The organism is Geobacillus sp. E263, from assembly GCF_007197795.1.
Taxonomy (GTDB): Bacteria; Bacillota; Bacilli; order Bacillales; family Anoxybacillaceae; genus Parageobacillus_B; species Parageobacillus_B toebii.
In genome coordinates, this window is sequence record NZ_CP041632.1 from 1,204,224 (window position 1) to 1,220,687 (window position 16,464).

The following is a 16,464-nucleotide window of genomic DNA, read 5'->3' on the forward strand; positions in this document are numbered from 1 at the left end:
GCTTGTAGTGGCGGGAATGGCCGTTTGCATTCGGTTATTATTTATGGTAGGGTTAACTGGTTAACGTTTCGAAAATTCGTGAAAATCGTTGTCCTCTCGCATTTTCATACGATATAATGATAGAAACATAGTGGGAGGCGATTTGTGAATGTTAACAGACTACCATAACCATCTAGAACGCGGAACGCTGACATTGGACTATTTGCGGCAATTTACCGATGAAGCGGCGCGGAAAGGAATTCAACATTTCGGTATATCCGAACATGCCTATCATTTTTATCAAACGAAAAATATTTTATCGAATCCATGGGTAGACGAACGTCGCTATTATGATATGGCAGATTATGTCCGTCTTTTCCATGAGGCGTGGGATGCCGGAATTGATGTAAAAATGTCTATCGAAATGGATTATACGCCAGGAAAACATGAAGAGATGGCGGCGTTTATTCGATCATATGAGTTTGATTATGTCATCGGTTCCATTCACTGGATCGATGATTTCGGCATTGACTTAGCGGAATATCGAAAGGAATGGGAACGCCGGGATTTGTACGATACATATCGCAAATATTTTGACCAAGTCGTTACTTTAGCCGAGTCGAACTTATTTGATATTATCGGTCATATAGATCTGGTCAAAATATTTAAATATGTTCCGGAGGATGAGGAATTTTTATTAGAGCAATATGATCGTGCCACGACAGCGCTTGCGAATTCCAAAACATGTGTGGAAATCAGCACTGCTGGACTCCGCAAGCCAGTCGGTGAGCTATATCCGGATAAGCGGCTGTTGCAAATGTGCTATGATAAGGGAATTCCGATTGTGCTTTCGTCTGATGCGCACGTTCCAGAGCACGTGGGGGCGGATTACGACAAGGCGATTGCGCTGGCGAAAAGCGTCGGCTATACGGAGCTGATGACGTTTCAAAAAGGGGAGCGTAAAGCGGTGCCGCTTGGATAAGAGAAAAGCAACGGAAAAAGGAATGGGAAATTCCCATTCCTTTTTTGCTTATGAAACTTCTAATCTTTTTACCGTTTCAATATCTTCAATTTCAGCTAATTTCTGAAGTAAAGCGTCATCAATCGGTTTATCTAACGAAAGCATCATAATTGCCTTTCCACCTGCCTGCTCGCGTCCGACTTGCATTGTAGCGATATTTACTTGATGTTCGCCGAGGACGTTTCCGACCTTTCCGATCATTCCTGGTCGGTCTTGATGCTGGATGTAAAGAAGATGTTCATCTGGTGCAAAATCAATCGTAAATCCATCGAAGTGAACGATGCGGTCTCCATAGTTTGGAATGTGCGAGCCTTTAATCGTAAACGTTCTGTTTTCCCCGTGTACGGTAAGGGAAATGCAATTTGCGTAACCATGTGTTTCATCGGAAAATTTTTCTCCATACGTAATGCCGCGTTCTTTTGCGATCATGGCGGCATTCACTTCGTTAACCGTCGAAGCGACGCGCGGCCGTAAAAATCCAGCGAGCAAGCTGCGAGTGATATATGTTGTTTCTAAATCGGCAACCGTTCCCGCATAGGTTACAGATAGTTCTTGGACAGGAATATTCATATATTGTGATGCGATCGTGCCCATTTTTTTCGCTAAATTGTAGAATGCTTGAATTTTTTCATATACGTCTTTAGACAATGATGGTAGATTAATAGATGATGTAACTGGTTTTCCTTCTAAAAAGTGTAATATTTCCTCGGCAACTTGTGTAGCAACATTGAGCTGCGCCTCTATAGTCGAAGCGCCAAGGTGAGGGGTGACAATCACATTATCAAACGCAAAAAGCGGATGATCGCCTGGCGGTTCTTGTTCGAATACGTCGAGAGCTACCCCTGCAACATGGCCGCTTTGAAGAAATGGAATTAATGCTTGTTCGTCAATAATACCGCCGCGGGCACAGTTGATAAGGTATACGCCCTTTTTCGTTTTGGCCAAATTTTTTTCGCCAAGAAGCCCCTTTGTTTCTTTAGTTAATGGGGTGTGTACGGTAATAATATCAGAGCAAGCAAGCACTTCATCAAGTGTATGGATCGATACACCAAGTTTTTCCGCCCGTTCTTTTGTTAAAAATGGATCATATACGTGAACCGTCATGCCGAATGCGCGCGCACGTTTGGCTACTTCGGATCCGATGCGGCCAAATCCGATAATTCCTAAATGTTTTCCTTGCAACTCTGTTCCAACGAACGCGGAACGATTCCACTCCCGGGATTTCACAGAAACATGTGCTTGCGGAATATGGCGCACAAGCGCAGCCATCATAGCAAATGTGTGTTCAGCAGCAGAAATCGTATTTCCGTTTGGAGCATTAATAACGACAATCCCGCGCTTCGTTGCTGCTTCCACATCAATATTGTCAACTCCCACACCAGCGCGCCCGATGATTTTTAAATTTGGCATTTTGGAAAGGAGTTCTTCTGTCACTTTCGTAGCGCTGCGAACAAGCAAGGCGTCAAATTCATGAAGTTGTTCTTCTACTTCTGTTACCTTTTTTTGTACGATTTCAATTTGTTCGGATTTTCGTAGTGGGGCTAATCCTTCTTCGCTAATTGCGTCGGAAACTAAAATGCGAAACACGGTGGTGAGCTCCTTTCTTTTTTCAAGGATTTTAAATTTTTGATAATTTAACATAATAAATTACCATCTGTCAATGATATGATAAGAAGTCATACCAATGTAAACGTTTTTATTATGAAATGTTCGGATTTTCCTGAATAAGAAACGCCCAAGCCGTCAACCGTTCACTTGGGCGTCTTTTCTGTTATTTATTTTTTTGTTCGTTGTAGCGAGCGATGCATTCATCAATTAGTTTAGCGGCAGCTTCTGGACCTTCCCACGAGCCGATTTCCGTCCGTTTCCCTTCCAAGTCTTTATAGCGTTCGAAGAAATGGGCGATTTCTTTTAATTTATGCTGCGGAAGATCTTCGATGCTGCGTACTTCATCGAAACGCGGATCTTCGACAGGAACACCGATTAATTTCGCATCCTCTTCACCGCTGTCAATCATATTTAAATAACCGATGACACGTGTGTCGATCACACAGCCAGGGAACGTTGGATTTGTGGTGATGACTAAAATGTCAAGCGGGTCGCCGTCTAAAGCGAGCGTGTTTTGCAAATATCCATATTCTGCCGGATAAAACATTGGAGAGTATAAGACGCGGTCTAGTTTGAAAATGCCCCGTTCTTTGTCAAATTCGTACTTGTTTTGGCTTCCTGTCGGAATTTCGATAAATGCTTCGACAACTTTATTTTCAAATGCCACAACATTTTCCTCCCTTTATATGTATGTATGTATGTGTTTCTATTATAGAATAGATGGTAGAAGTATAGCAACTATGTAAATATAACTCAATGTTTCGTTCTTTCGATCAACAAATTTTTCAACAGTCGACAAAATCTCATTAAAATATGATGGTGGATTTCAGCAAAACATGATTGGATGATCTTGTTTTTGTGCAGGAGCGGGTAATCGATCCGTTATTGCTTAAGTGGACGGCAATAGAGGCTTCATTCAGATCATTTCCATAAAAAACCCTCTTGCATTTTGCATACAAGAGGGTGTATTTTTATTAATCAAATTTATTTGGATCGCCATCAAACGGTTCGTCTGCAACCTTAATCGATTCCGTTGGGCAGCCTTCGAATGCATCCATCATGTCATCGATAAGAATTTCTGGCACTTCCACGATGCCTTGGTTGTCATCTAGTGTTACGTATGCAATGCCATCTTCATCGTAGTCATAAATATCCGGAGCTGCGGCACCGCACGCACCACATGCAATACATGTTTCCTTATCAACAATCGTATATTTTGGCATAAATAAAAACCTCCTCAAATTCTATTTCAAACGGACTGTCATCTCCGTGTTGCATACTCGGAAATGAACTTTCACTTCTTATAATAAGACTGTTTCCACAACTTTTCAATACAAAAAATATTACACCGATATTTTTAAACATACATTTCCCATTATGCATTTTTTCTAGATGAGAAAAACTTTGTGTGAGAAACGAAGAGAGTATTTCTGCTACAATGGATGTATATCAAAGTGTTTCAATAAAGGAGCGGCGCGAATGAAAGGTGGGTATGCTTCGTTTCTTGTTTTATTTTGTTTGCACCGTTTCAGCGGGGAGCGGTCTTTATCCGCGATATATCATCTATTTACCGGAAAAAAGTCGTCACAAACGTTACAAGATAGTAAATGGTTTCAGTTAGAACCATTTTTCGGAGTGTGGAAAGAAGTTACGTTAAACGATGTCGAGGCAGCAACGCAACAGTTGTTCGAAAACGGCTTGATTTCCCCTGTACAAAACCGTTCTTATATACTGACGGAAGCTGGAAAAAAGCAGTTAGACGAACAGTTGCATCAAGTGTTTTTTCCGGTTCATATAAACGGATGGCGGTATCACGCCACAGAAAAAACGTTTTGGTATCGGTTGTCCTTGCTTGTTCAAACGTTATCGAACGTGCTCCATCGAACCCGTTTTGAACCGATTCATCGCCATGAGGAAACGTTGATTTGGGTAAAGAATTACTTATTATCGCAAAAAAGGACAGTGCATGAATTAGCGCAAACGCTTTATAAAGAAATATATGACATTCTTTCTTCCGTTTCGGAAGAAGAGGCGACGGTGTTTACATTGCGCTTAACGAGTTTTGAGCGAATTGGCTGGACAAATGAGCAAATCGCTTCCTATTTGCAAAAAGATCCAGTATACGTTCGGTTTCAATTCCAAAATGTATTGCATTATATGATGGCTAGAGCGGAATCAAAACGTTCATCCGTTTTATATGAATTGATGCATGATTTATCGCCGCCGATACCATTAACGTTTTCGACACAAAAAACGTATGAATGGCTATTGCGTGGAAAATCGATCGAAGAGATCGCTAAGCTGCGCCGTTTAAAAAGAAGCACCATTGAAGACCATGTGGTGGAAATTGCGGCGAATATTCCTCATTTTTCTATTCAACCGTTCATCAATGAGAAAAGAGCGGCAAAAATTATTGAAACGGTACGAAAATTACGGACGCGGAAATTAAAGGTGATTCGTGACGCTATCGATGACGATGTCAGCTACTTTGAAATTCGCCTCGTATTAGCAAAGGAAGGAGAAATGTGGTGACATTAGAACAGTTGCTTCAAGAAAAATTCGGCTACTCCTCTTTTCGAAAAGGACAACGGGAAATTATTGAAGACATTTTGCGCGGATATGATGTATTAGCAATGTTGCCGACTGGTGGGGGAAAATCACTTTGTTATCAGCTTCCCGCATATGTATTGCAAGGCAGCGTGTTAATTATTTCACCGCTCGTTTCGCTGATGGAGGACCAAGTGCAGCAGCTTCGCCAACGTGGAGAAAAGAGAGTCATCGCATTTAATAGTTTTTTAGAAACAGAAGTAAAGATCAAAGCACTTGAGCGGCTTCATGAATTTCGGTTTATTTATGTTTCCCCGGAGATGCTGCAGTCGGAACGATTGCTTCGCGCTTTAATGAATATCCGTATTTCCTTATTTGTAGTTGATGAAGCACATTGCATTTCCCAGTGGGGTTACGATTTCCGTCCTGATTTTTTAAAGCTGGGAGAAATTCGTAAGCGTCTTGGCACTCCAACTTGTCTGGCGTTAACAGCCACCGCACCGCCTGAAGTGATGGATGATATTGTACATATTTTGCAGCTCCAGCCTCTTCGTCGGCATATTCATTCTGTTGACCGGCCTAATATCGCCATCAAAGTGGAGAAAACGGACTTTATCCATGAGAAAGTAAGCAGGCTGCTTGATTATGTAAAAATGCTAGAAGGACCTGGGTTAATTTATTTTTCAAGCAGGCAATGGGCGGAAACGATGGCGCAGAAGCTGCAAGAGGAAGGAATTGAGCGAGTCGCCTATTATCATGGAGGAATGGATTCCGAACAGCGAATGCTTGTTCAGCAACAATTTTTACGTGACCAATTGGAAATTGTATGCTGTACGAATGCATTTGGCATGGGAGTAAATAAAGAAAATATTCGTTTTGTCATTCATTTTCACATGCCTGGTCAGATTGAGGCTTATTTACAGGAAATCGGCAGAGCCGGCCGCGATGGAAAAAAGAGCATTGCCATTTTACTATATACCAATGGTGACGAGAGCATGGTACAATCTCTTATGGAAACGGAATTGCCGGACGATGTGCAAGTAAAACAATTATGCGAAAGCTTATTATATGGTGTAACTCCGGATCGTTTAGAACAGCAAATGAATGCATGCTCGTTAACAGATGTGCAAAAACGGATTTTAACGTATTTTTTCGAAGCGGAAGGAATCATTTCTTCCAAGCGGTTGCTTACGGAACGGGATGTTGCCTGTTTATATCAGACATTGATGAAGTATATCGAGACGCGCAGGCAATGGAAGCGAAAAAAGCTGCGGGAAATGATGAGTTGGGTGTTGCATCGTTCATGCCGGCGTGAGGCGATCGTTCAGGCGTTTCAACAGTCATTGGAGAGAAAGCCAGATTTATGCTGCGACCGATGCGGATTTCCGCTCGAGAGCTACTTGCGCATGGAGAAAGAGGATAAAGATCTGCATTTCCATGGCTGGAAAGCGGAATTAAAGCGAATTTTCTTTTAAAGCGAGGCGTGTCTAGAATGAGGCGGCAAAGTGAACAAATCCGCATGATGGACGATCGTGAAGTACTCATTCATTTATATTTTACTCAGTTATTGTTAATTGTCGTATCAGCAATCATCGGATTTTTTCTTTTTGATCTTTCGACATTCCAAAAAATTTGGCATTTTGATGTTGCCACGGTGTTAAAGTATGGCGGCGGAAGTGCAATGATTGTATTGGCCATCGATTTTTTATTGATGCGTTATTTGCCGGAACATTGGTATGATGATGGAGGAATTAACGAAAAAATTTTCCAAAACCGGTCGATTCCGCATATCTTTTTTTTATGTTTATTGATCGCTTTTAGTGAAGAACTATTGTTTCGTGGAGTGATCCAGACGCATTTTGGCTTGTTTATTGCCAGCATCGTGTTCGCTTTGTTGCACGTGCGCTATTTAGAAAAGTGGTTTTTATTTGGGATGGTCGTATTGTTAAGTTTCTTTCTTGGATATATTTACCAACGGACAAACAGTCTTTGGGTCACCATTTTTGCTCATTTTCTTATTGACTTTATCTTGGCGATCGATATTCGTCTTCATTATGTCCGCAACATGAAAGAGGGAGACGGGAGTGATAATGTGTGAATCATGATCAAGCAGAATCATTGCGCGAATTAGTGGAACAAAGAGACGAAATGGTGCAGCAAGAAGATGTATTATCACTTCCATCGCGCAGGGAGGTGCATAGACAAAAGAAATCAAAAAAACGGGTGAAATGGAAGTTAAAATATCCGCTTATTCGCTTGTTAGCACTATTTTTTATTTTACTTCCGATTTCGATGTTAAGCATTTATTATGCAAATGATGATTCAAAAACAGTGACTGTTGTAACACGCAGTGAGACGGGCAGCTACGAACAAATTGACATTGCTCCTGCTGAGGAAAAGGCGGCGCCGCCATCAAGCGAGCCAAGCTCGCAAAAAAAAGATCGGCCTGAATCAGACGCACAAAAAGAAAATAAAGCTTCGGATAAGCAAAAAAAGCAAAAGATTATTACACATACAGTCCAAGAAAATGAAACATTGTACAGCATTGCGATGAAATATTATCAAAGTGATAAAGGAATGGAAATGATAAAAAAATGGAATCATTTAAAGAGCGCACAGCTTCATAAAGGACAAGTGCTGCAAATTCCGGTGATGGACGCTGAAAAGTAAGGAGGCGTACCATCACTTTTTTGTTCTACCTAAATGGGCTCGTACATACGTTTATAATAGAGGTCAGTGAAAAAACGAGGGGATCCGGCCGTGAGCAAAGTATTTTTCGAACAGCTTCATATTGATGAAGTAACAAAACAAATGCTGCTTGGAGTGATTGAAAAGAAGCAAAAATGGGAACGTTTGAAGAAACGGGTCCTGTCTTTGCAGATTGTCACTTTAGGTGGATTTGCGGTATTTTTCGTATATGTTTTATTTTATCTGATTTTTCCCAGCGGTACATTGACTGCGTTTATTAAGATGTTTTTAGAAAAAACAGTGCATTTGTATATATTATTATTGTTGTTTACATTGTATTGGGCCATTTTATATTACAAAAAAAAGTGCGATAAAGCAGAAGAAGAATTTCATTCGCTTCGCTGTGAAATCATTCAAAAAAGCGCCGATTTATGGAAAGAAGAGCAGCAATGGAAAGAGCGCCATAAATTGTTTGAGATCATGAAAAAGGAGTACGATATTAATTTGTATTATGAAAATAGCTGAATGGTACTCCATTCAGCTACCTTTCGATTAAAAAATTTTCTTGCGGTCACGCTCTTCTTTTAAAATTTCGACTGCTTCGCGAAAACGCTGGGCATGAATGATTTCACGTTCACGTAAAAAGCGAAGCCCATCGTTTAAATCTGGATCATCGCTCATATTAATAATCCATTGATAGGTTGCCCGCGCTTTTTCTTCGGCAGCGATATCTTCATATAAATCGGCAATTGGGTCTCCTTTCGCTTGAATGTATGTCGCCGTAAATGGAACTCCAGCGGCATTATGATAAAATAAAGCGCGGTCATGATCGACATAGTGTGCGTCAAGACCTGCTTCTTTCAGCTGTTCTAGGGTGGCGTCTTTGGTTAATTTGTATACCATTGTCGCAATCATTTCCAAATGAGCTAATTCTTCGGTTCCAATATCTGTGAGCAAACCGACTACTTTATCAGGGATGGAGTAGCGTTGATTTAAATAACGAAGCGCAGCGGCGAGTTCTCCATCCGCACCTCCATACTGTTCAATTAAATATTTCGCCAATTTTGGGTTGCATGTGCTGACACGAACAGGATATTGCAATTTTTTTTCATAAATCCACATCGTCATTTCCTCCCTTTACAGCGAGTTGTTTTTGCTATACTTGCCAAGGCCAAGGAGAATCATTCCAATTCCACGGATAATTGGAATAGCTGTTTCCATATTGCTGAAGTGGACCATAACAGGATTCAAACTGTTTTTTCAGTTGTTTCCGTTTTTGCGCAAGCTGGTTAAATTGCTGGATGGCTTGGTAGTCAGTAGGATGGGTGTCGAGGTATAACGTTAAGTCGACGAGGGCAAAATCAACCGCTTGGAGCTGTTCTAAAAGTTCATAGTATTCTTTTGGCAACTGTTTCATTGGTAATCACCTTTAGTTTTCATTTCATAAGGACCATAATATGGATCATAAAAAATTTTCCAAAGGGTTCCTTTTTTTAACGCTTCATGCAATGGGAATTGCGGCAAGTTTGGCGGCTGAAATCCGACATATTGATTTGGAGCGGTGACATAGGTTTTGACGCGAATTGGCGGGCAAGGGTCAAATGGGCTTACATAAGGTTCGTATTGCTTTCGTGTTGTGAACATAAGAAACCTCCTTTTTCGGCAGAACTTCAGTCTATATTTATGACCATTGCGTTTTGTTCATGACTTCTTTTTTCGGTGAATACATGTAAGAAAAAAGGGAGGAAACAGGTTGTGTTTTATCTGTTATATATTGCTGTCGGATTTTTATGCGGGTATTTTATGATTCATTGGATGCCGCCAGTGACTCCGTTTGATTTTGCCTATTTTATCACTGAACTTATTTTTAATCCTTTGCGGACGTTTTTAGCAATGATTTGTTTTTTTATTGGTTTTTTAGCCAATGCAGTAGTGATCCGCACCGTCATTGAAGGAGTGATTTTATGCTTGCAGCGAAAGCAGGTGCGTTGGAAGGAATGGTTTATTTGCTGCGGGGGGATGGGAAGCTTTTATTGGCTATTTCAATGGGAAACGAGGCTCGCTGCTTTATTTTTTATTTTCTCTTTGATTTATGGTATGATATCGGTGGATTTGGATCGTTCTCGTCAATATAATCGAAACTTATAGGGGGAGTTATATTGATTTGGATCATTTTTTTTGCTTTTTTTTGTATATTGGCTTATATGTGGTGGGAAGCGCATCGAAACCGCGTTGTTCACATTGAATTGACCTTTCCTCAGTTTCCAAGTAGTTTTCGGGCGTTTTCCATTTTTTTTATTTCTGATCTTCATCGGCGGGTATTGGCAAAAAGAATTGTGGAGGAGATAAAAGGAAAAGCGGATATTGTTTTAGTTGGCGGGGACCTTACGGAAAAAGGGGTGCCCGTCGCGCGTGTCAAGGAAAATATTCGCCGTTTAAAAATGATTGGACCGGTTTATTTTATTTGGGGGAATAATGATTATGAAACGGAATATGATTTGCGCTCGCTTTTAGTGGAGGAAGGAGTGCATATATTGGAAAATAGCGCTGTTATGCTGCAATCCCCGAATGGGGAGAAGCTTGCTCTCATTGGAGTGGAGGATATGAGCAAACGGCGCGCAAGATTGGACCAAGCGCTTCAAGGGGTGGATGAGGATGCATTTCGCATCCTTGCTTCGCATAATCCGAAAATCGTCGGTCGTCTTCGTCCCGAACATCATATTTCGCTTGTGATCAGCGGTCATACGCATGGAGGGCAAATTCGTTTCTTTTCGTTTGGGCTCTATGAAAAAGGCGGTTTAAAAAATGTGAACGGAACAGCCGTTTATGTCAGCAACGGGTACGGGACGACAGCCGTTCCGCTTCGCTTTGGAGCCCCTGCGGAAACGAATTTGATCACCATTTGTTCACGGAAAGAAGATAAAGAAAAAATGCTTGTCTAAATGACTATAAACGATGTAAACTCATTAATAATAACAAACGAACCATTTATGAATTATTTCATACAATAAACATAAGAGATGGCTGTGTAGGTAAGGAGGGGTGTTGATGCGTCTTGAACGCTTAACCCACAATAAAATCAAAATTTTCCTTACGTTTGATGATTTGATGGATCGCGGTTTAACGAAAGAGGATTTATGGAAAGATACGTTTAAAGTTCATCAATTGTTTCGCGATATGATTGAGGAGGCAAGCGAGGAGCTCGGCTTTGAAGTAAACGGGTCGATCGCAGTGGAAGTATACTCTTTACCAGCACAGGGAATGGTTGTTATCGTAACAAGTGAGGGCGAATATGACGACATGGAGGAAGAATTTGCTGACGATTATATTGAAATGCAAGTAACGCTCGATGAGAGCGATGACATATTTTATGAATTTCAGACGTTTGAAGATGTCATTCAGCTCGCTCATCGTCTTTACTCGATCGGTTGTCTAGACGGAACCCTCTACTCCTACCAAAATCGTTTTTACTTGCATGTCGCTGAGGAACCGCCGATCCCAATCGATAACTTTGTTGCTTTATTAGCGGAATTTGCCAGCCCTTCAACGATAACGATACATCGCGTGCAAGAATATGGTAAGAAGCTAATTGAACATCGAGCCATTGAACAACTTGTTCGTTATTTTCCAGTGCGTTAATGCTTTATCAGACCCCATCGTATGGACAAGGGGTCTGGCTTTTTATTTTTTCCATATGTTAGATGACAAGGAAAATAAATATATACTAAGGAAAAGACAGCTTATTGACATAAAAGCGATGTAAATGGTTGTAAATAGCCGTAAATCTCTTGGCATTTTATTTTTTTTCCTTTGCATAAATAAAAAGAAAGTGTATACTATGACATGAAAGGTGACAATATCAAATATTACAGCGAATTTATAGGAGGTTTACGTATGGTAGCTGACAAGCATACCAACGAAGAAAATCTGGAAGAAAAAGCGGAAAAATATGATGTATTAACAGCAACACAAACTGTTATACATAGAGCATTGGAAAAATTAGGGTATCCAGAAGAAGTATATGAGTTGCTCAAAGAGCCGATTCGCATGCTGACAGTGAGAATTCCTGTGCGCATGGATGACGGTACTGTAAAAATTTTTACCGGCTACCGTGCCCAGCATAATGATGCCGTTGGTCCAACTAAGGGAGGCGTTCGTTTCCATCCAAACGTAACAGAGCGTGAAGTGAAAGCGCTGTCTATTTGGATGAGCCTAAAATGTGGCATTGTCGATTTGCCGTATGGCGGTGGAAAAGGCGGAATTGTATGTGATCCGCGTACGATGTCATTCCGTGAATTAGAACGATTAAGCCGTGGTTATGTTCGCGCGATTAGCCAAATCGTTGGTCCGACAAAAGACATTCCTGCACCAGATGTCTTTACGAACTCGCAAATTATGGCATGGATGATGGACGAATATAGCCGCATCGACGAATTTAACTCTCCTGGATTTATTACAGGAAAACCTTTAGTGCTAGGCGGGTCGCACGGGCGCGAAACCGCGACGGCAAAAGGGGTTACGATTTGTATTCGCGAAGCGGCGAAAAAACGCGGTATCGACTTGAAAGGAGCACGCGTGGTCGTTCAAGGTTTTGGAAACGCGGGAAGCTATTTAGCAAAATTTATGCATGATGCCGGTGCGAAAGTCATTGGCATTTCCGACGTATATGGAGCTCTTTACGATCCGAACGGTTTAGATATCGATTATTTGCTTGAGCGCCGCGACAGCTTTGGTACGGTAACGAAATTGTTTAAAAATACAATTACGAACAAAGAATTGTTAGAGCTTGATTGCGATATTTTAGTTCCAGCCGCAATTGAAAATCAAATTACGAAAGAAAATGCGCCAAATATTAAAGCAAGTATTGTCGTGGAGGCGGCAAACGGTCCAACGACGCTAGAGGCGACGGAAATTTTAACGGAACGCGGCATTTTGCTTGTTCCAGACGTATTAGCTAGTGCCGGCGGTGTAACGGTATCCTATTTTGAATGGGTGCAAAACAACCAAGGATATTATTGGACAGAAGAAGAAGTCGAAGAACGGTTGGAAAAAGTAATGGTCAAAGCGTTTAATAACGTGTATGAGATGGCGCAAACCCGCCGCGTAGATATGCGCTTGGCTGCTTATATGGTCGGCGTTCGAAAAATGGCGGAAGCGTGCCGTTTCCGCGGATGGGTATAAAGAGCGAGAGAACATATTTGCAACATTCCAAAAAATCCCCTATCATATGATAGGGGATTTTTTGCTGGTGTAAGGAGTGAATCGCGGAATGAAAGAAGAAAAAATCATTATTGTTGGCGGTGGTCCTTGTGGGCTTGCTGCGGCGATCGCTTTGCAAGATGTCGGTTATCGTCCGTTAGTAATAGAGAAAGGAAATATCGTTAATTCCATTTATCATTTTCCGATTCATCAAACGTTTTTTAGTACGAGTGAGCGTCTTGAAATTGGCGGGGTTCCGTTTATTACGGAAAATCGGAAGCCAAAGCGAAATCAAGCACTCGCTTATTATCGCGAAGTAGTTACGAGAAAACAAGTGCGTGTACAAACGTTTGAAAAAGTGGAGCAAGTAGAAAAACAAGAAGATGGAACATTTCTTGTCCAAACGACAAAAGAACGATATCGTGCCCAATACGTTATTATTGCTACCGGATATTATGACAATCCAAATTATATGAACATACCGGGAGAAGATTTACCGAAAGTAACGCATTATTTTAAAGAAGCGCACCCGTATTACAACACCGATTGTGTTGTCATTGGCGGAAAAAATTCTAGCGTGGACGCAGCGTTGGAACTTGTCAAGGCGGGAGCACGTGTCACGGTATTGTACCGGGGAAGCGGATACTCGCCAAGCATCAAACCTTGGATTTTGCCGGAATTCGATTCTCTCGTCCGCAAGGGAATTATTAAAATGGAGTTTAACGCTCATGTAAAAGAGATTACGGAGGATGCCGTCATTTACGAAGTAGGGGGCGAAATCAAAAAAATTAAAAACGATTTTGTATTTGCGATGACAGGATATCATCCTGATCATGAATTTTTGAAAAAGATGGGAGTCGGGGTCGATCCAGAAACAGGCCGGCCGCTTTATGATCCAGAAACAATGGAAACGAATGTACGCGGAATTTTTATCGCAGGTGTCATTGCGGCAGGAAATGATGCCAATGAAATTTTTATTGAAAACGGGCGCTTTCACGGTGAGCAAATCGCTGCTTGTATCGCAAAACGGGAAAAGGAGAAAGGGCAATAACAGAAGGAGGCTGGTTTTTTTCAGCCTCTTTTTTATCATTCCATAAACATTTCTTGCAGTTTCTGCGGATCGTTTAGACAGTCTATTTTTTTATTTATCGACAACCATTATTTTGTGTTGTAATTCATTTATGCTATTATGTTTCTAAAGAGGTGACATTAATGAAAAAAGTGGCACTAATTACTACAGGTGGAACAATAGCAAGCAAAAAGACAGAAGAAGGCAAATATGTTTCAGGGGAAATGACGGGAGAAGAATTAGCACAAATTTGCAATTTACCTGATGATATTAAAATTGAAATACATTCTTTATTTCAACTGCCGAGCATGCATATTACATTTGAGCATTTATTAACCTTAAAAAACAAAATCGAAGAAATTTATCAAGATAAAACAATTGATGGCATAGTTGTTACACATGGAACAGACACGCTCGAAGAAACCGCATATTTTTTAGATTTAACGATTTCAGATGATCGCCAAATCGTTTTAACAGGCTCACAACGCTCTCCAGAACAACAGGGAAGTGATGCTTATACAAATATTCGCCATGCGGTTTATACGGCTTGTAATGACGATTTAAGAGGTGTAGGAACGGTTGTAGTATTTAATGAACGCATATTTGTGGCCAGACATGTGAAAAAAGTACATGCTTCTAATTTACAAGGCTTTGATGTTTTTGGATATGGGTATTTAGGGATTATCGATAATGATAAAGTATACATATATCAAAAGCCAATTAGAAGGGAAACATACAAAATAAAAAATGAAATACCTGAAGTAGATATAATCAAATGCTATTTAGACGCTGACGATAAATTTATAAAAGCAGCCATAAACGCTAATGTAAAAGGAATTGTTTTAGAAGGGGTAGGCAGAGGACAAGTATCACCAAAAATGATGGGCGCAATAAAAGAAGCTGTATCGAAAGAAATAAAAGTTGTAATTACAACAAGTGCAGAAGAAGGGGAAGTATATACGACTTATGATTATTTAGGCAGCGCTTATGATCTTGTTAAAAATGGAGTTATTTTAGGGAAAGATTTAGACAGTAAAAAGGCAAGAATAAAATTAGCCGTATTGATTGCAGCCAATGAAGATAATTTAGAAGGGAAATTCAGTATATAAATGGGCACAAGGACAGTGTAGTTAACACACTGTCCTCTTTATTAAATAGGGAATATCTGGATGAGGTGAGCCGCATCATATTATCATATATACACTTTATACTCAAATATTCTCTATAAAATCGAACTTTTAATTTATTCATAAAATTATTATCGAATCTCTAGTTTTGTGCTTGTCTGATTTTATCTAGCACCACGGGTTAAATATATTTGATAAATCACACGTATGAGTTTTTGTCACGTTTTTAGCTGTGTGGATTTCGTCATTGAGTACGGCCCCAACACCCCTTTTCCGCGCGCTTCTTCTCTTCCGGCTACTTTGACAGATGAAATTAGGTTATCATCTTCCTTCATCGAAATAGTACCGCCTGTATGAATAATAAGGATTTTTTTCATCATTCTTCCTCCTTAAAGAAAGTTCTGCTATGATGAAATATCGGAAGGTTATTTTCAAATGCCACATTCTCATGTTACCATAAAGAAAACGGATGGAAACGGGGATTTGTATGTTAACGTTAATTTCGTCTGGCATTGCCCCAGGTGTTGCGCTGCTTAGTTATTTTTATTTAAAAGATGAATATGAAACCGAACCGCTATCCATTGTGTTGAGAACATTTGTTATTGGGGCGCTTCTTGTGTTTCCCATTATGTTTATTCAATATGTGTTTCATGTGGAAGGAATCGCAGCCTCTAAGATAGCTCGCGCCTTTTTTTTGTCGGGATTATTGGAAGAGTTTGTGAAGTGGTTTATTGTCTATTTTTTTATTTATGACCACCGCGAGTTTGATGAGCCGTACGATGGCATCGTATACAGCGCAAGTGTATCGCTCGGTTTTGCGACGATGGAAAATATTTTGTATTTATTGGCAAACGGTGTAGAATTTGCCGTAACAAGAGCGTTTTTACCTGTCTCAAGCCATGCTTTATTCGCGGTCATTATGGGGTTTTATTTTGGAAAAGCAAAATTTACTATAAAAAAGCGGCGCTACTTATTTCTTTCTTTTTTTCTGCCATTTCTATTGCACGGGACGTATGATTTCATTTTGTTGACACAGGAAAAATGGAGTTATTACATGGTTCCGTTCATGCTGTTATTATGGTGGTCTGCTCTTCGAAAAGTAAAACAAGCGAAAGGATTACATGATTACGATAGAATCCCTTCAGCAAAAAGCCAAGCATAATACGCTTGGTTTTTTGTTTTTTTTTGCATAAAAAGGCAAATTCGAAAGAAAATAGGGATAAAAC

19 protein-coding genes and 1 pseudogene are annotated in these 16,464 nt (G+C 40.4%); 13 read left to right on the forward strand and 7 right to left on the reverse strand.

All coding sequences use genetic code 11. The features are described 5' to 3' along the window. Positions 1-148 precede the first annotated feature (148 nt). Positions 149-961, forward strand: coding sequence for a histidinol-phosphatase (locus tag FNL97_RS06220; protein WP_015864328.1), 813 nt, complete (start codon positions 149-151; stop codon positions 959-961). A gap of 48 nt (positions 962-1,009) precedes the next feature. Here FNL97_RS06220 and serA read toward each other — a convergent pair whose 3' ends face one another. The 3 genes from serA to FNL97_RS06235 form a co-directional block, all read right to left on the reverse strand. Continuing rightward, positions 1,010-2,587: a phosphoglycerate dehydrogenase gene (gene serA, locus FNL97_RS06225; RefSeq protein WP_097354958.1), complete on the reverse strand. Its 1,578-nt coding sequence runs from the start codon at positions 2,585-2,587 to the stop codon at positions 1,010-1,012. A gap of 184 nt (positions 2,588-2,771) precedes the next feature. Beyond that, entirely contained in the window at positions 2,772-3,275 is a 504-nt protein-coding gene (locus FNL97_RS06230; RefSeq protein ID WP_015864326.1) for an inorganic diphosphatase, read from the reverse strand. A gap of 307 nt (positions 3,276-3,582) precedes the next feature. Then, positions 3,583-3,831 (reverse strand): ferredoxin, encoded by a 249-nt coding sequence (locus tag FNL97_RS06235; RefSeq protein WP_011231729.1) that lies wholly within the window; start codon positions 3,829-3,831, stop codon positions 3,583-3,585. 256 nt (positions 3,832-4,087) lie between these two features. Here FNL97_RS06235 and FNL97_RS06240 point away from each other — a divergent pair, with 256 nt between their 5' ends. The 5 genes from FNL97_RS06240 (at position 4,088) to FNL97_RS06260 (ending at position 8,368) form a co-directional block, all read left to right on the forward strand. Further along, the gene (locus FNL97_RS06240; RefSeq protein ID WP_062677590.1) at positions 4,088-5,140 is read left to right on the forward strand and encodes a YpbB family protein; all 1,053 of its coding nucleotides are present in this window, start codon (positions 4,088-4,090) and stop codon (positions 5,138-5,140) included. Further along, positions 5,134-6,630, forward strand: coding sequence for a RecQ family ATP-dependent DNA helicase (locus FNL97_RS06245; RefSeq protein ID WP_143415226.1), 1,497 nt, complete (start codon positions 5,134-5,136; stop codon positions 6,628-6,630). Before FNL97_RS06240 ends, FNL97_RS06245 begins: the two co-directional genes overlap by 7 nt. 17 nt (positions 6,631-6,647) lie before the next feature. Continuing rightward, the gene (locus tag FNL97_RS06250) at positions 6,648-7,253 is read left to right on the forward strand and encodes a CPBP family intramembrane glutamic endopeptidase (RefSeq protein WP_015864323.1); all 606 of its coding nucleotides are present in this window, start codon (positions 6,648-6,650) and stop codon (positions 7,251-7,253) included. Next, positions 7,250-7,825 (forward strand): LysM peptidoglycan-binding domain-containing protein, encoded by a 576-nt coding sequence (locus FNL97_RS06255; protein ID WP_015864322.1) that lies wholly within the window; start codon positions 7,250-7,252, stop codon positions 7,823-7,825. The genes FNL97_RS06250 and FNL97_RS06255 overlap by 4 nt, the downstream gene beginning before the upstream one ends. A 90-nt stretch (positions 7,826-7,915) precedes the next feature. Beyond that, entirely contained in the window at positions 7,916-8,368 is a 453-nt protein-coding gene (locus tag FNL97_RS06260) for a YpbF family protein (protein ID WP_015864321.1), read from the forward strand. Positions 8,369-8,395: 27 nt separating this feature from the next. Here the strand turns inward: FNL97_RS06260 and FNL97_RS06265 are convergent, their stop codons facing one another. Genes FNL97_RS06265 through FNL97_RS06275 form a run of 3 tightly spaced genes read right to left on the reverse strand, consistent with a single transcriptional unit; the run spans position 8,396 to position 9,487 of the window. Continuing rightward, positions 8,396-8,965: a manganese catalase family protein gene (locus FNL97_RS06265; protein ID WP_015864320.1), complete on the reverse strand. Its 570-nt coding sequence runs from the start codon at positions 8,963-8,965 to the stop codon at positions 8,396-8,398. A gap of 34 nt (positions 8,966-8,999) precedes the next feature. Next, the gene (locus FNL97_RS06270; RefSeq protein ID WP_015864319.1) at positions 9,000-9,260 is read right to left on the reverse strand and encodes a spore coat protein CotJB; all 261 of its coding nucleotides are present in this window, start codon (positions 9,258-9,260) and stop codon (positions 9,000-9,002) included. Further along, on the reverse strand, positions 9,257-9,487 hold the full coding sequence (locus FNL97_RS06275) for a spore coat associated protein CotJA (protein WP_015864318.1): 231 nt from the start codon (positions 9,485-9,487) through the stop codon (positions 9,257-9,259). Before FNL97_RS06275 ends, FNL97_RS06270 begins: the two co-directional genes overlap by 4 nt. 111 nt (positions 9,488-9,598) lie before the next feature. On the opposite strand from FNL97_RS06275, the gene FNL97_RS06280 reads away from it, so the two are divergent. The 6 genes from FNL97_RS06280 (at position 9,599) to FNL97_RS06305 (ending at position 15,220) form a co-directional block, all read left to right on the forward strand. Beyond that, positions 9,599-9,991, forward strand: coding sequence for a hypothetical protein (locus tag FNL97_RS06280; protein ID WP_235603552.1), 393 nt, complete (start codon positions 9,599-9,601; stop codon positions 9,989-9,991). Between the two features lie 8 nt (positions 9,992-9,999). Further along, positions 10,000-10,785, forward strand: a complete 786-nt coding sequence (locus tag FNL97_RS06285) for a metallophosphoesterase (RefSeq protein WP_041269701.1) — start codon at positions 10,000-10,002, stop codon at positions 10,783-10,785. 106 nt (positions 10,786-10,891) lie between these two features. Next, a complete protein-coding gene (locus FNL97_RS06290; protein WP_015864315.1) occupies positions 10,892-11,482 on the forward strand; it encodes a genetic competence negative regulator in 591 nt (196 codons plus the stop codon). A gap of 255 nt (positions 11,483-11,737) precedes the next feature. Next, a complete protein-coding gene (locus FNL97_RS06295) occupies positions 11,738-13,024 on the forward strand; it encodes a Glu/Leu/Phe/Val family dehydrogenase (RefSeq protein ID WP_143415227.1) in 1,287 nt (428 codons plus the stop codon). Positions 13,025-13,112: 88 nt separating this feature from the next. Continuing rightward, entirely contained in the window at positions 13,113-14,093 is a 981-nt protein-coding gene (locus FNL97_RS06300) for a YpdA family putative bacillithiol disulfide reductase (protein ID WP_015864313.1), read from the forward strand. 161 nt (positions 14,094-14,254) lie between these two features. Continuing rightward, the gene (locus tag FNL97_RS06305; RefSeq protein ID WP_062677587.1) at positions 14,255-15,220 is read left to right on the forward strand and encodes an asparaginase; all 966 of its coding nucleotides are present in this window, start codon (positions 14,255-14,257) and stop codon (positions 15,218-15,220) included. Positions 15,221-15,415: 195 nt separating this feature from the next. Here FNL97_RS06305 and FNL97_RS06310 read toward each other — a convergent pair. Then, positions 15,416-15,558 (reverse strand): annotated as a pseudogene (locus FNL97_RS06310) (asparaginase domain-containing protein); the annotation flags it as partial. Positions 15,559-15,725: 167 nt separating this feature from the next. On the opposite strand from FNL97_RS06310, the gene prsW reads away from it, so the two are divergent. Further along, complete coding sequence (gene prsW, locus FNL97_RS06315; RefSeq protein WP_143415228.1) at positions 15,726-16,400, forward strand: glutamic-type intramembrane protease PrsW; 675 nt, start codon at positions 15,726-15,728, stop codon at positions 16,398-16,400. Positions 16,401-16,464: the final 64 nt, after the last annotated feature.

Bases quoted from the DNA above. Each gene is read 5' to 3' on its own strand.
- FNL97_RS06220 (WP_015864328.1), top strand. From the start codon at position 149: ATGTTAACAGACTACCATAACCATCTAGAACGCGGAACGCTGACATTG.
- FNL97_RS06235 (WP_011231729.1), bottom strand. From the start codon at position 3,831: ATGCCAAAATATACGATTGTTGATAAGGAAACATGTATTGCATGTGGT.
- FNL97_RS06240 (WP_062677590.1), top strand. From the start codon at position 4,088: ATGAAAGGTGGGTATGCTTCGTTTCTTGTTTTATTTTGTTTGCACCGT.
- FNL97_RS06250 (WP_015864323.1), top strand. From the start codon at position 6,648: ATGAGGCGGCAAAGTGAACAAATCCGCATGATGGACGATCGTGAAGTA.
- FNL97_RS06265 (WP_015864320.1), bottom strand. From the start codon at position 8,965: ATGTGGATTTATGAAAAAAAATTGCAATATCCTGTTCGTGTCAGCACA.
- FNL97_RS06270 (WP_015864319.1), bottom strand. From the start codon at position 9,260: ATGAAACAGTTGCCAAAAGAATACTATGAACTTTTAGAACAGCTCCAA.
- FNL97_RS06275 (WP_015864318.1), bottom strand. From the start codon at position 9,487: ATGTTCACAACACGAAAGCAATACGAACCTTATGTAAGCCCATTTGAC.
- FNL97_RS06290 (WP_015864315.1), top strand. From the start codon at position 10,892: ATGCGTCTTGAACGCTTAACCCACAATAAAATCAAAATTTTCCTTACG.
- FNL97_RS06295 (WP_143415227.1), top strand. From the start codon at position 11,738: ATGGTAGCTGACAAGCATACCAACGAAGAAAATCTGGAAGAAAAAGCG.
- FNL97_RS06300 (WP_015864313.1), top strand. From the start codon at position 13,113: ATGAAAGAAGAAAAAATCATTATTGTTGGCGGTGGTCCTTGTGGGCTT.
- FNL97_RS06305 (WP_062677587.1), top strand. From the start codon at position 14,255: ATGAAAAAAGTGGCACTAATTACTACAGGTGGAACAATAGCAAGCAAA.
- prsW (WP_143415228.1), top strand. From the start codon at position 15,726: ATGTTAACGTTAATTTCGTCTGGCATTGCCCCAGGTGTTGCGCTGCTT.